Annotated in this window: 12 protein-coding genes; 1 reads left to right on the top strand and 11 read right to left on the bottom strand. The window is 72.3% G+C overall.

The genetic code is table 11. The annotated features are described in order from the left end of the window. Positions 1 to 189 precede the first annotated feature (189 nt). From smc to recG, 10 genes are all read right to left on the bottom strand, one after another. Positions 190 to 3,735, bottom strand: coding sequence for a chromosome segregation protein SMC (gene smc / locus ACTVAJ_RS09470; RefSeq protein WP_470387702.1), 3,546 nt, complete (start codon positions 3,733 to 3,735; stop codon positions 190 to 192). A gap of 422 nt (positions 3,736 to 4,157) precedes the next feature. After that, entirely contained in the window at positions 4,158 to 4,349 is a 192-nt protein-coding gene (locus tag ACTVAJ_RS09465; RefSeq protein ID WP_470387701.1) for a hypothetical protein, read from the bottom strand. Between the two features lie 335 nt (positions 4,350 to 4,684). Then, positions 4,685 to 4,972 carry an acylphosphatase gene (locus tag ACTVAJ_RS09460; protein WP_470387700.1) on the bottom strand — a complete coding sequence of 96 codons (288 nt, stop codon included), beginning with the start codon at positions 4,970 to 4,972 and terminating at the stop codon, positions 4,685 to 4,687. 168 nt (positions 4,973 to 5,140) lie between these two features. Then, complete coding sequence (gene mutM, locus ACTVAJ_RS09455; RefSeq protein WP_470387699.1) at positions 5,141 to 5,995, bottom strand: bifunctional DNA-formamidopyrimidine glycosylase/DNA-(apurinic or apyrimidinic site) lyase; 855 nt, start codon at positions 5,993 to 5,995, stop codon at positions 5,141 to 5,143. Between the two features lies 1 nt (position 5,996). Continuing rightward, positions 5,997 to 6,746, bottom strand: coding sequence for a ribonuclease III (gene rnc / locus ACTVAJ_RS09450; RefSeq protein ID WP_470387698.1), 750 nt, complete (start codon positions 6,744 to 6,746; stop codon positions 5,997 to 5,999). Between the two features lie 329 nt (positions 6,747 to 7,075). Next, positions 7,076 to 7,252, bottom strand: coding sequence for a 50S ribosomal protein L32 (rpmF, locus tag ACTVAJ_RS09445; RefSeq protein ID WP_013151268.1), 177 nt, complete (start codon positions 7,250 to 7,252; stop codon positions 7,076 to 7,078). A 129-nt stretch (positions 7,253 to 7,381) separates the two neighbouring features. Beyond that, positions 7,382 to 7,927, bottom strand: a complete 546-nt coding sequence (locus ACTVAJ_RS09440; RefSeq protein WP_470387697.1) for a YceD family protein — start codon at positions 7,925 to 7,927, stop codon at positions 7,382 to 7,384. 279 nt (positions 7,928 to 8,206) lie between these two features. Next, on the bottom strand, positions 8,207 to 8,695 hold the full coding sequence (gene coaD, locus ACTVAJ_RS09435) for a pantetheine-phosphate adenylyltransferase (protein ID WP_470387696.1): 489 nt from the start codon (positions 8,693 to 8,695) through the stop codon (positions 8,207 to 8,209). Between the two features lie 235 nt (positions 8,696 to 8,930). After that, the gene (gene rsmD, locus ACTVAJ_RS09430; protein WP_470387695.1) at positions 8,931 to 9,497 is read right to left on the bottom strand and encodes a 16S rRNA (guanine(966)-N(2))-methyltransferase RsmD; all 567 of its coding nucleotides are present in this window, start codon (positions 9,495 to 9,497) and stop codon (positions 8,931 to 8,933) included. Between the two features lie 347 nt (positions 9,498 to 9,844). After that, positions 9,845 to 12,046 carry an ATP-dependent DNA helicase RecG gene (gene recG / locus ACTVAJ_RS09425; protein WP_470387694.1) on the bottom strand — a complete coding sequence of 734 codons (2,202 nt, stop codon included), beginning with the start codon at positions 12,044 to 12,046 and terminating at the stop codon, positions 9,845 to 9,847. A 399-nt stretch (positions 12,047 to 12,445) separates the two neighbouring features. Here recG and rpmB point away from each other — a divergent pair, with 399 nt between their 5' ends. Further along, positions 12,446 to 12,631 (top strand): 50S ribosomal protein L28, encoded by a 186-nt coding sequence (rpmB, locus tag ACTVAJ_RS09420; protein ID WP_013151263.1) that lies wholly within the window; start codon positions 12,446 to 12,448, stop codon positions 12,629 to 12,631. 103 nt (positions 12,632 to 12,734) lie between these two features. On the opposite strand, the gene ACTVAJ_RS09415 is transcribed toward rpmB, so the two are convergent. Next, positions 12,735 to 13,388 carry a cellulose binding domain-containing protein gene (locus tag ACTVAJ_RS09415; RefSeq protein WP_470387693.1) on the bottom strand — a complete coding sequence of 218 codons (654 nt, stop codon included), beginning with the start codon at positions 13,386 to 13,388 and terminating at the stop codon, positions 12,735 to 12,737. Between the last annotated feature and the right edge of the window lie 169 nt (positions 13,389 to 13,557).

Below are 13,557 nucleotides of genomic sequence, written 5' to 3'. Positions count from 1 at the left end.
CTCCGCTTCGCCCCGGACCGTGTCCGGGCACCCGAGCGGACGGGGATGCCTCATCCCCGGCCACGCCTGACGCGCCCCGGCGGCGCCCGAACGGCGAACCCCCCGGGGCGACCGTTCCGGGAACAGGCGTGAGGACCCTCCGGGGTCGTCCTCCACCGGGGGACGGCCCCGCCGCGTGTCCGGAGCGGGTCAGGCGGGACGGTCGAGCTTCTGGCTGATCACCTGGGAGATGCCGTCCCCCTGCATCGTGACGCCGTAGAGGGCGTCGGCGGCCTCCATGGTGCGCTTCTGGTGGGTGATCACGATGAGCTGGGACGACTCCCGCAGCTCCTCGAAGATCACCAGCAGCCGCTGGAGGTTGGTGTCGTCCAGCGCGGCCTCGACCTCGTCCATCACGTAGAACGGCGAGGGCCGGGCCTTGAAGATCGCGGCCAGGAACGCCACCGCCGTCAGCGACCGCTCACCGCCCGACAGCAGCGACAGCCGCTTGACCTTCTTGCCGGGGGGACGGGCCTCCACCTCGATACCGGTGGTCAGCATGTCCTCGGGGTCGGTCAGCAGCAGCCGTCCCTCGCCGCCGGGGAACAGGCGGCCGAAGATCGCGGCGAACTCGCGCTCCACGTCCAGGTAGGCGGAGGAGAAGACCTCCTGGACCCTGGCGTCCACCTCCTGCACGATCTCCAGCAGGTCCCGACGGGTCTTCTTCAGGTCCTCCAGCTGGGCGTGGAGGAACGCGTGCCGCTCCTCCAGGGCGGCGAACTCCTCCAACGCCAGCGGGTTGATCTTGCCGAGCTGGTTGAGCTGGCGTTCCGCGGCGCGGGCGCGTTTGGCCTGCACGTCGCGCACGTACGGCGCGGGCTCGGCTTCCTCCCCGGCGTCGGCGGGCGGGGGCACCGGCACACTGGGCCCGTACTCGGCCACGAGCGTGGGCACGTCCACGCCCATCTCCTCGACCGCCTTGGTCTCCCACTGCTCCAGGCGCATCCGCCGCTCGGCCCGGGCCACCTCTCCGCTGTGCGCCGAACTGGTGAGCTTCTCCCACTCGACCGACAGTTCCCGCACCCGGGCGCGGACCGTGCGCAACTCGGCGTCGCGCTCCTCCTTGCGCGCCTCGGCGGCGGCCCGCTCGGTCTCGGCCGCGGCCAGGGACACCCGGATCCGCTCCATGGCCAGGCGGGCGCTGTCCGCGACCGCCTCGGCGATGGTGGCCTGGGCGGCGCGGGTCCGCCTGCGCTCGGCGGCCCGCTGCACGGCGCGGCGCTCCTCGGCCGCCTGCGCGCGCAGGGCCTCGGCACGTCCGGCGACGGAGCGCGCGCGCTCCTCGGCGGTGCGCACCGCCAGGCGCCGTTCCATCTCGGTGGCGCGGGCGCGTGAGGCCTGGGCCGAGAGCGCGTCGCACGTCTCGGGGTCGGGGGCGTCCTCCTCGATGGAGGCGGCCATCTCCTCGGCCTCGGCCAGCTCCTCCTCCATACGGGAGAGCCGGTCCGCGTCCTCTCCCCGGGAGGCGGCCGCCTTGGCCGCGGCCGCGGCGTAGCGCTCGGCCTCCGCCTCGGCGGACCGGGCCTGACCGGCGAGTTTGCCCAGCCGCTGAGCGGACTCGTTGCGCTTGCGGTCGCTGTGGCGACGGCGGGAGGTGAGCTCCTCCGCGGCCTCGGCCAGCTCGGCGCGTTCGCGCTTCTTGGCCTCCAGGTCCGCCGCGGCGCGCTTGCCGGTCTCGGTGGCCGCCTCCAGACGCTCGCCCGCCTCGTCCACCGCGGCCTGGACCTCCAACAGACTGGGTGCGGCGGCGGACCCCCCGTGGACGAGCGCCGCGCCGAAGACGTCGCCGTCGGGTGTGACCGCCCGCACGCCGGGCACGGTGCCGACCAGGTGCCGGGCGTGGTCGGCGTCGGTGGCCAGGACCGTCCGGTCGAGCAGGGCGGTGACGGACCCCCGCAGCGGGTCGGGGGCGGTCACCGCGTCGACGGCGTAGCGGGTTTCCTCCGGCAGGACGGGCCAGTCCTCGCGGGGCGGAGCGGGCACGGCGCCCGCGACCACGATCCCGGCCCGGCCCGCGTCCCGCTCCCTGAGCAGGCGGACGGCGGCCGCGGCCGCCTCCGGGGACGCCGCGGCCACGGCCCCGGCCGCCTGTCCGAAGGCGGCGGCGACCGCGGTCTCCTGGCCGGGGTCGACCTGGACGAGCGCGGCCAGGCTGCCGAGCAGGCCGTCCGGGGCGGCCTCCAGGAGGGTGCCCGCGCCGTCCTTGTGCGCGAGCCCGAGTTCGAGCGCCTCCTTGCGGGCGGCGAGCGCGGACCGCTCCCGCTCCGCCACGCGTTCGGCGTCGCGGAGCTCGTTGAGCTCGGCCTCCACGGCTGACAGCAGCCGCGCGGACCGCTCCTGGGCGGTGTCGAGTTCGGCGTCGCCCTCGTCCAGGCCGGCGGACTCCTCCGCCGCCATCTCGTACTCGGTCTGGGCCTCGGCCGCGCGTTCGGCGGCCTGCCGGGCGGCCTCCTCCAGCCGGGCGATCTCGGCCTCCCCCTCACCGAGCCGACCGCGCAGGCCCTCCACGCGCGCGCCCAGCCGTACGATGCCCTCACGGCGCTCGACCGAGGCGCGGTTGGCGGACTCCAGCCGCTTCTCCTCGCGGTACAGGGCGTCCTCGGCGAAGGTCCGCTCCTCGACGGCGGCCTCCAGGGCCTCCCGGGTCTCCTCCAGTCGGGTGAGCAGCTCCTCCTCCTGGGCGGCGGTCTCCTCGGCCTCCGTCTCCAGTTCCTCGGGGTCGTGGCGGCTCACGGGCTCGTCGGTGACGGCGACGAGGTTGCGGTGGCGCTCGGCGGCCAGTCCGCGGACGGCGTCGAGGCGTTCCGCCAGGCGGGAGAGCGCGTGGTAGGTCTCCGAGGCGCGGGCCAGGACCGGGGCGGCCTCCGCGGACTGGGACTCCAGGGCGGTCTCGCGCTCCTGTGCCTGGGTGAGGCTGGCCTCGGCGGCGGCCCGGCGTTCACGGACCTCCTTCTCGTCCGCCTCCTCCCTGGCCAGTTGGTCGGTGAGGGTGGCGATGTCGTCGGCGAGGAGGCGGAGCCTGGCGTCGCGCAGGTCGGCCTGGATGACGGCGGCGCGCCTGGCCAGCTCGGCCTGGCGCCCGAGGGGCTTGAGCTGGCGGCGCAGCTCCGCGGTGAGGTCGGTGACCCGGTCCAGGTTGCCCTGCATCGCGTTGAGCTTGCGGATCGCCTTCTCTTTGCGCTTGCGGTGCTTGAGGATGCCCGCGGCCTCCTCGATGAGCGCCCGGCGTTCCTCGGGCCCGGCGTGCAGGACGGTGTCGAGCTGCCCCTGGCCGACGATGACGTGCATCTCGCGACCGATGCCGGAGTCGCTGAGCAGGTCCTGGATGTCCAGGAGGCGGCAGGTGTCGCCGTTGATCGCGTACTCCGAACCCCCGTTGCGGAACATCGTCCGCCGGATGGTGACCTCGGTGTAGTCGATCGGCAGGGCGCCGTCGGTGTTGTCGATGGTGAGGCTGACCTCGGCACGGCCGAGGGCCTGGCGGGTGGAGGTGCCCGCGAAGATCACGTCCTCCATCTTGCCGCCGCGCAGGGACTTGGCGCCCTGTTCGCCCATCACCCAGGAGAGGGCGTCGACGACGTTGGACTTGCCCGAACCGTTGGGCCCCACCACGCACGTGATCCCGGGTTCGAAACGCAGGGTGGTGGCCGACGCGAACGACTTGAAGCCGCGCAGCGTCAGGTTCTTCAGGTACACCCACACCTCCCACACCGGCCACCGGGCCCACACGGGCCATCTCACGTGCGGTGTCGACGCGCGCCATGGCCTGGGACGCCGCACGGCATCACCCAAGGGTGCCACGAAGACGGGGGTGACGTGCGCGGTTCGCGCCGAAGGGCCCGATGAGGTGGGCCACGGTCGTGCCGGGGGAGCTCCGGCGAACACGGAGGGTTGTGACGGTGTCCGCCGGGTACAACGGTAAATAATGCCGCAAGGAAAAGGAAAGAGAGTCTGCGGCGGAGGGATCGGGACTGTCGGACCGCTGGGTCGAACGGACCGCGCAGCGGCTGGGCGGAACTACCGTCAGGGACGCCTGAGGTGTTGCGTACGGCGTCCCGTCCGTGGTTCACGTGTCACGCGGTCGGCCGGGTGTACTCCCGGTGCATCGACGGCGCGGGTCAGGCGAGCGCGGGCTCGCGATCCGTCGCACTGACGGCGACGTCGGAGACGGCCATGCTGAGCTGGTCGTTGCGCGCCTGGAGGCGGCTGATCTCGGCCTCGAGGTCGCGTACTCGATTCTGAAGCCGTCGCATCTCCTGGACCATACGAGGGTCGGAGCCGCCGACGTGGCCAAACAGAGCCTTCGCCATGATGTGGGTCCTCCACACTGAGTGACCAGTGATGAAACGCGCACACGACACCCCGGAGACACTCGACTGCCGAGTGGTTTCCACGGGTGGAAGATTTGCGCGATGTGCCTTCCAGAGTCTCACTCTGCGCGCCGCTGGTCAAGATTGGATTACAACAGTCGGTAACGACCGCACGCCAGGCCGGAGTGACCTGGGCACGTGAGGTCACGCGAACCGGAGGCACCCACCCCCGGTGCCACACCCCCGAAGACGTGCGCGGGGCGGACCGACGCCCCACCGCGTTCCTCCCGGGGCCACCGCCGGGTGGTCCGAATCGCGTTACGCAACAAGCATACTCACCGCTCGATGAATCCGGTGAACGTCCCCCCAGGCGAGGACCAACGTTCGACCACGAAGTCCACATGACCGGGTGTTCGGCCACTCTTCAGGTGCTCCAGAAGCCGTTCGCACCCGCTCCGCTCCCCCTCGGCGACCACCTCGACCCGGCCGTCGGCGAGGTTGGTCGCGGCCCCGCTCAACCCCAGTTCGAGCGCCCGAGACCGCGTCCACCAGCGAAAACCCACTCCCTGGACCCGGCCGCGCACCCAGGCGGTCAGCCGGACGGGATCCTCGTGGTTCTCCACGCGCCACACCTTTCCTTACCTCACAGAGACAGTTTGCTCACCAACACGCCCAACATTCCTGTCCCTGCCGTCGTGACGGCCGCGGAGGGGGCGGTTCGGCCCCGGGGAGGAGGGCGCGGCGCCGGACGTCCGCCGAGGAGCCGGGCGAAGGCCCGGGGCGGACACGGCCTAGTGACGGACCCGCGGAGCGGGCTGGCAGCGCGGACAGCTGAACGAGGAGCGGTTCATGAACGCCTCGCGGACGATCGGGGCACCGCAGCGCCCGCACGGCCGGTCCTGGCGCCCGTAGGCGTTCAGACCGCGCTCGAAGTAGCCGCTCTGCCCGTTGACGTTGACGTACAGCCCGTCGAAGGTGGTGCCGCCCACCGCCAGCGCCTCGTTCATGACGTCGCGCACGTGTCCCAGGAGCTCGGTCGCCTGCGCGGAGGACAGGCCCCTGGTGGAGCGGGACCAGTGCAGTCGGGTGCGCCAGAGCGCCTCGTCCGCGTAGATGTTGCCCACCCCGCTGATCAGCGACTGGTCGAGCAGGGCCCGCTTGACCTCCGTGCGCCGCGTGCGCAGGGCACGCACGAACACCTCCGGGACGAAGTCGGTGTCCAGGGGGTCCAGCGCGATGTGGTCGACCGAGGCCGGGACGTCGGCCCGCACCCCCGGTGCGTCCACCAGCAGGTGGCCGAAGGTGCGCTGGTCGACGAACCGCAGCTCCCGACCGTCCGACAGCGCGAACCTGACCCGCAGGTGCTTCTCGTCGGGCTTCCCCCGCGGTTGGACGAGCATCTGACCGCTCATGCCCAGGTGGGTGAGGAGCATCTCGCCGCTGTCCAGGGACAGCCACAGGTACTTGCCGCGCCGGAGCGCGGCTGTCGGGACGCGCCCCTCCAGGCGGGCCGCGAAGTCGGCGGCGCCCGGCACGTGGCGGCGCACCGATCTCGGATGCAGGACCTCGACGGCGCCCACGGTCCGGCCCAGCGCGTGTGTGGCCAGGCCGCGGCGCACGACCTCGACCTCGGGGAGTTCGGGCACCTCAGCTCCGGTTCTGGGTCTTGGCGGACGGCTGGGACTCGGCGGCGGCGTCGGCCCGCGCCCGGATCGCCTTCCACGCGGACTCGGCGGCCTGCTGCTCGGCCTCCTTCTTGCTGCGCCCCTCGCCCAGGCCGTAGCTCTCCCCCGCGACGCGGACCGTGGCGCGGAAGGTCTTCTGGTGGTCCGGGCCGCTCTCGTCCACGTGGTACTCGGGGACACCGAGCAGCTCGGCGGCGGTCAGCTCCTGGAGGGAGGTCTTCCAGTCCAGCCCGGCTCCCAGGCCGGAGGCGGTGGCGATGAGGGGGTCGAAGAGGCGGTGCACGAACTCGGAGGCCACGTCCAGCCCCCGGTCGAGGTACACGGCGCCGATGATGGCTTCGAGGGTGTCGGCGAGGATGGAGGACTTGTCGCGTCCGCCGGTGCCCTCCTCCCCGCGGCCGAGGCGGATGTAGGCGCCGATGCCCAGGCCGCGGGCCACGTCCGCGAGGGCGCGCATGTTGACGACGGCGGCGCGCAGCTTGGCCAGCTGCCCCTCCGGCAGGTCGGGGTGCTTGCGGAAGAGGGTGTCGGTCACCACCAGGCCGAGCACGGAGTCACCGAGGAACTCCAGTCGCTCGTTCGTGGGCAGACCGCCCTTCTCGTAGGCGTAGGAGCGGTGGGTCAGGGCACGGAGCAGGATCTTGGCATCGACCTCGACGCCGATCGCCTTGTGGAACGCCCTGGCCTCGGAGACGGAGAGTTGGCTTGCCACGCGAGTTCACTTCCCTGTTCTGACGCGTCCCCGCGGGGCGCGCTACCTGCGGTCGGGTGTGGATCCCCGGCCCGGCAGGGGCGCTCGAACACGAGGTGACCGTCGCGGGAGCGGTGCTCCCCCGGCAGCCACCACGAACTCGGGAGCCCGAGTGAGCCCGGATCACTGGTGGGTACTTGTGCGGTTCTGGTTGTCTACTGCCCACACAGGAGCGGGTCACTCACGCTACGACCCCCCTGTGACAACACGTCGGGGCGGACCCGACGTGCGGGTCCGCCCCGAGGCGAATCGGGAATCGGGTATGGGACCCGAAGCCTGACACAAGTGCGTTACGCCGGGTTGGTGACCTGACGGTTGTTGTAGGTGCCGCAGGTCGGGCACGCGATGTGGGGCTGCTTCGGGTCACGGCAGCGCGGGCAGTTGACCAGCACCGGGCGCGACGCCTTCCACTGGGAACGGCGGGTCCGGGTGTTGCTCCGCGACATCTTCCGCTTCGGGACGGCCACTTCAATCCTCCTGGGTCACCCCCGCGGTCGCGGGAGGTCGCTTATCTGGTCACCCCGCGCGCTGCGGCGGGGAGGGTGTGCTCCGTTCGACGGGGGCACCGGGTGGGCACCCCGTGACGGTTCACGGGCTCATCGTTCTCCGGGATCCTCCGCGATGGCGCGGAGAGCCTCCCAGCGTGGGTCGACGGGCTCGCCGTGGCTGTGGTCGGGACCGGCCTCGGCGAGTCTGACGCCGCACTCCGCGCACAGGCCGGGGCAGTCCGGTCCGCACAGCGGTGAGAGCGGGAGCGCGAGCACGACGGCGTCCCTGACCACTGGTCCGAGGTCGAGCAGATCGCCCTCTAGATAGTAGTCCTCATCCTCGTCGTCCGTGTCCTCGCCGGTCGGGACGGGCCCGCCGTCGTCGTCGGGGTACCGGTACAGCTCCTGGAAACCGGCCTCGAGGTCGTCCGACAGGGGTTCGAGGCAGCGCGAGCACTCGGCGGTGAGCTGGCCGCTGACGGTGCCGGTGGCCAGGACGCCCTCCATCACCGCCTCCAGCCGGAGGTCGAGCTCGACCTCGCTGCCCTCGGGCACACTCGCCATCGCCCCGGAGAAGGTCTCCGGCGCGGCCACGATGCGGTTGACGGTCCGCATCGACCCCGGCTGGCGGCCCAGCGGGCGGGTGTCGACCACGAACGGGTCACGAGGTTCTGGACGAGACAGGGTAATCGCGCTTTCACGAGAGGTCGTCAGGTGCCGGACACGCGGGACGCGTCGAGGAGTCGACGGGTGCGGCGTGACCAGTCCGCGCGCACGCCGATGACGGCGACGCTCGGGGTCAAACCCAGATTCTACCTATCATGGGCCCGACCACCCAAATCAGCCGCCGCTCCCGCCTCTGGGCGGCGTGAAGTCCCCGGACAGGGGCGGTTCGGGCGGTGGTGTGCCGCGGATGTGCCGGCCGGGCACCGCTCAGGCGTCCGCCCGCCTGCCGTACTTGTCCCGGAGGCGCTCCTGGACGTAGGGCGTCACCAGGCTGGAGACGTCGCCGCCGTGCTGGGCGATCTCGCGCACCAGGCTGGACGACAGGAACGAGTACTTCGGGTTGGCGGTCATGAACACGGTCTCCACACCGGAGAGCTGGAAGTTCATCTGCGCGATCTGGAGTTCGTAGTCGAAGTCGCTGACCGAGCGCAGGCTGCGGACGATGGTCTCGATGCCGTTGGCGCGGCAGAAGTCGACGAGGAGTCCGTCGAACTCACTGACCTGGACGTTGTCGAGGTCGGCGGTAGTCGCCCTGAGCATGTCCAGCTTCTCGGCGACGGTGAACAGACCGCGCTTGTTGACGTTGTTGAGGACGGCCGCCACGACCTCGTCGTACTGCTTGGCGGCACGGCCGATGATGTCGATGTGTCCGAAGGTCACCGGGTCGAAGGATCCCGGACAGACGACTCGGCGCACGGTGGATCGCCCCTCTCAGGAGTTACTCTCGGGTACCGCGATCGTAGGGGTTGCCTCCCGCGGCGATTCGGGCAACACCCCCATAGCGACCACGGGCGTTGACCTGCCGCCTCCGTGCGCATATGCCCCAGAACGGAATTTCCTTCCGATTTTCCCCCCGAACCGCCCCCTCCGTGGTGAGACACGCCGGGGGCTCTCCGCTGGGGGAGGGCACCCGCACCACGGCGCTGGGGCCTCAGGTCGACGGGCGGGCGTACCAGAGCACCGCTTCCCCGTACCCCCGTTTGCGGTCGCGCTCCAGCCCCGGCGGCCAGGCCGGTTCCGCCCCGCGCTTGGAGCGTTCGACCACGACCACCGCGTCCCCGGCCAGCCACCCGTTCCGTACGAGGTCGGCGAGCACCGCCGCGACCTCCTCGTCGGCGACGGCGTAGGGCGGGTCGGCCACCACCAGGTCGTAGGGCCCTCCCGGGTTGGCCGCGCCGACCACCCGCTCCACCCGGTCGGCCACCAGGCGGGCGCCGGGCAGTCCCAGCGTGCGGATGTTGTCCTGGACCGCCCTCGCCGCCCTCCGGTCGGCCTCGACCAGCAGCGCGTGCCCGGCGCCCCGGGACAGCGCCTCCAGTCCGATCGCCCCGGACCCCGCGTACAGGTCCATGACCCGGAGCCCGTCCAGGGCGCCGAGGTCGGACTGGGCCGAGGCGAACAGGGCCTCGCGCGCCCTGTCACTGGTGGGGCGGGTGGTGCGGCCGTCGGGCGCGGTGATGCGCCGTCCGCCGGCCGTTCCGGCGATGATGCGGGTCATGGATCCACGTTAGGGCGTGTCCCGACCACGGCCGCCCGGCCGGGCCCCGTGCGAACCCGTGAGCACGCACCCACCCGGCGAGGGGCGTACGGGGTCCTGCAGAACGAGGCCGACCGCGAGCGAGGAACGAGCGACCGGCCGGGCCGAGGACGAAGGACACCGTTCCCCACGCACCGAGCACCGTGCGAACCCGTGAGCACGCACCCACCCGGCGAGGGGCGTACGGGGTCCTGCAGAACGAGGCCGGCCGCGAGCGAGGAACGAGCGACCGGCCGGGCCGAGGACGAAGGACACCGTTCCCCACGCACCGAGCACCGTGCGAACCCGTGAGCACGCATGAACACGACTCAGGCCTTGTTGAGGTACTCCGCGCGCTCCTCGGGAAGCAGTTCCGCCAACGCCTCCGCCAGCGGCGGGTGGGCGGTCAGCTCGGGGTCGCCCTCGACGTAGCCGGTGGCCTCCTCGCGCGCCTCGCCGATCAGCTCCTCGTCCTTGAGCAGGGTGAGCACCCGCAGCGAGGAGCGGGCCCCGGACTGGGACTCCCCCAGGACGTCGCCCTCCCTGCGCATCTCCAGGTCGACGCGGGACAGTGCGAACCCGTCCGTCGTCGCCGCCACGGCGCCCAGCCGCTCCCGCGCCGGGGATCCCTCGTCGGCGTCCGTGACCAGCAGGCACAGTCCCGGGAGTGTGCCGCGCCCCACCCGGCCGCGCAGCTGGTGCAGCTGGGAGACGCCGAAGCGGTCCGCGTCCATGATGACCATCACGGTGGCGTTGGGCACATCGACGCCCACCTCGATGACGGTCGTGGAGACCACCACGTCCGTCCGCCCCTCCGAGAAGCGGCGCATGACCGCGTCCTTGTCGTCCGGACTCATCCGACCGTGCAGGGCCTCCACCGACAGGTCCGCCAGCGGCCCTCCGGCCAGGTGCGCCGCGACGTCGAGCACGGCCAGCGGCGGGCGGGTGCCGGGGGCCTCTCCGTCCGGGCCTGCGTCGACCTCCTCGTCCGCGCCCTCCCCGGCGTCGTCGCCGATCCGTGGACAGACCACGAACGCCTGGCGCCCCCGGGCGGCCTCCTCGCGGATCCGCTCCCAGGCGCGGTTCAGGAAGTGCGGTTTCTCCTTCGCGGGGACCACGTGCGTGGACACCCCCGCCCGCCCGGTGGGCAACTGGGTGAGCGCGACCACGTCGAGGTCGCCGTAGACGGTCATGGCGACCGTGCGCGGAATGGGGGTGGCGGTCATCACGAGCACGTGGGGGCGCCCGTCGACCGCCTTCTCCCGCAGCGCGTCGCGCTGTTCCACACCGAACCGGTGCTGCTCGTCCACCACGACCAGGCCCAGGTCCGCGAAGGAGACGTGCTCCTGCAGGAGCGCGTGGGTGCCCACGACGATCCCGGCCGCGCCGGAGGCCGCGTCGAGCAGGGCCGCGCGGCGCGCGGCGGTGTTCATCGACCCCGTGAGGAGTGCCACACGGGTGGCGTTCTCCGCCCCGTCGATCTGCCCGGCCCGGGCCAACGGGCCGAGCATCGCGCTGATCGACCGGTGGTGCTGCTGCGCGAGGACCTCGGTGGGCGCCAGCAGCACGGCCTGACCGCCGGAGTCGACCACCCGGAGCATGGCGCGCAGCGCGACCAGGGTCTTGCCGGCGCCGACGTCGCCCTGGAGCAGGCAGTGCATGGGGTGGGAGGCGTCCAACCGCCGTGCGAGGCGTTCACCGACCTCCCGCTGACCGTCGGTGAGCGTGAAGGGCAGCTCGGCGTCGAACGCGTCGAGGACGCCGCCCTCGGCACCCGGGCGCGGGGCGGCGGGCAGCTCCTCTGCCAGGCGGCGGCGCCGGGCCAGGGCCAGTTGGAGGACGAAGGCCTCGTCCCACTTGAGTCGGCGGCGGGCGGTCGCCACGTCCGACCACTCCGACGGGCGGTGGATCCGTTCCAGGGCCTCGTGCACGCCGACCAGGTGGTGGCGTTCGCGCACCTCGGGCGGGAGCGGATCGGGCAGGTCGGCCGCGCGGGCCAGGGCCAGGTCCATTCCCAGGGCGATCCGGGACGAGTCCAGCCCCTTCACCGCCGGGTAGATCGGGATGAGCTCCTCGGCATAGGCGCGGGCGCGGTCGACCTCGCTGCCGTCCTCGTCGATGAGCTGGTACTCGGGGTGGTCGAGCTGGCGGCGCCCGCGGTAGGAGGAGACCCGTCCGGAGAACAGCGCGAGCCGTCCCGGGACGAGCGAGTTCTGGTGGTAGGCGCCCCTGTTGAAGAAGGTCAGGTGCAGCCGGCCGGTGCCGTCGGTGACCGTCGCCTCCATCATGTCCATGCGGCGGCGGCCCTGCCGGGCGGGCACGGTACGGCGTCTGGCGTCCGACACCCGCGCCTGCACGGTGACGTCCTCGCCCTCGCGCAGCCCGGCGAGGTCGGTCAGGTCTCCCCGGCGGTCGTACCGGCGCGGGTAGTACCGCACCAGGTCGCCGAGGGTGTGCAGGTCGAGTTTGTCCTTGAAGGCCCGCGCGGAACCCCCGAGGGCCACGCGCAGCGGTTCGTCCCAGGTGCTCACTGTGTCCCGTCCCCCGCCTGATCGCTCTGCTCAACGTCACCGTAGTGGCAGCGTGCGACGCGGGAGGCTCCGCGCCGCGGGCGTCCGTCGGGGGCGGTGGCGGTCGGGCGCGGCGCCCGCCCCCTCCCAACCGGGGTATACTCGTCGGAGTTCATCGCCTTTTCGCCATGCCCGCGTGGTGGATGCGATGCCCCGGTGGGGGTGCGAGGGCTTCGGCCGCACCGTCTCCACCACGTCGAGTACGGACACCGGTCTGCGGTACGAATCCGCGTCACCACGTCCTTCGTGTACTCTTCCACGGTTGGCGTCCGCGCCAGCCTGTCCACCCGGCCGTTCCCGGCCGGTCGACCCTTCGCGTGCGGCGACGTGCGCGATCCCGAGCGCTTGAATGGAGTTACCGTGGCTTCCGTCTGCGACGTCTGCGGCAAGGGACCAGGGTTCGGTAACAGTGTTTCCCACTCGCACCGTCGCACCCGCCGCCGCTGGAACCCCAACATCCAGACTGTTCGCACCCGCGTGGGCGGCACGCCCAAGCGTGTGAACGCCTGCACCTCGTGCATCAAGGCCGGCAAGGTGACCCGCTAGGGTTCCCGCCCTCTGGATTCGACGAAGGCCCTCCGATATCTCATCGGGGGGCCTTCGCCGTACCCGGGGCCGGGCCATGGCCCGTGATCCCGCGGAGCCCGCGTCACAGGGCGCAGACGTGTCCGTTCAGCGAGCAGCGCACGGGGGACTGGACGGCGCCGAGGGCGTCGAGTTCGAGCGTCGCGGAGTTTCCGGGGGCGAGGTCCTCCTGGGATCCGGGCTGACGGGCGAGGATGCCGTCCGCGAACGGCTCCCAGTCGGCGTCGCGCACCTCGGTGACCTCGGCGGAGTCGAAGGCCAGCGCCAGTTCCCAGGCGTCCAGCGTCACCCTGGAGGTGTTGGTGACGGTGACCCTCGCGGTGAACCCCGTGTCGGTGGAGTCGACGATCTCGTAGACGACCGTGGTGGGCTCCACGCCCGCCTGGACCTCCTGCTCACGGTCACCGGAGGAACCCTCGTGCCCCTGTTCCGGCGAGGCGTCGTTGCTGGGGTGGACTCCGTCCTGCGCCCCGGGGGCCTCCGTCACCCCCGGCCCTCCCCCGAACTGGAGGTAGATCTGGGTCGTGCTGTAGCCGAACAGCAGCAGGCCCAGGATGACGCCGGACACGACCAGGACGTTGATCAGCCGCGGCGGTTCGACACGCTTGGGAACGGTGCTCTCCAGGAAACCACCGATCCGCCGGAGCGCGCCGGCGTCCTCCCGCTCGCTGCGGTGGACACCGCGCCGGGAGTCGTGCCGCGACACGTGCCGGCCCATAAACCGCCTCTCGACGATGCTCCGCCTCCGCCCGCCCCGACGGGCGGTCGCCGATCGCGGACCTTCCATGCCGGGGGACGGCGCACATGAACGTTCCGGGGCTCTTCGCGCTCCACGAGGACGGGCGGGCCGCCCGGGCGGGCGGCGCGAGCCGCGTTGGCTCAGCCTA

This window comes from Nocardiopsis sp. KDC1DS13DA1 (assembly GCF_055632325.1).
The sequence above is the reverse complement of the archived record's forward strand: the minus strand, read 5'-3'. Positions and strand labels throughout refer to the sequence as shown.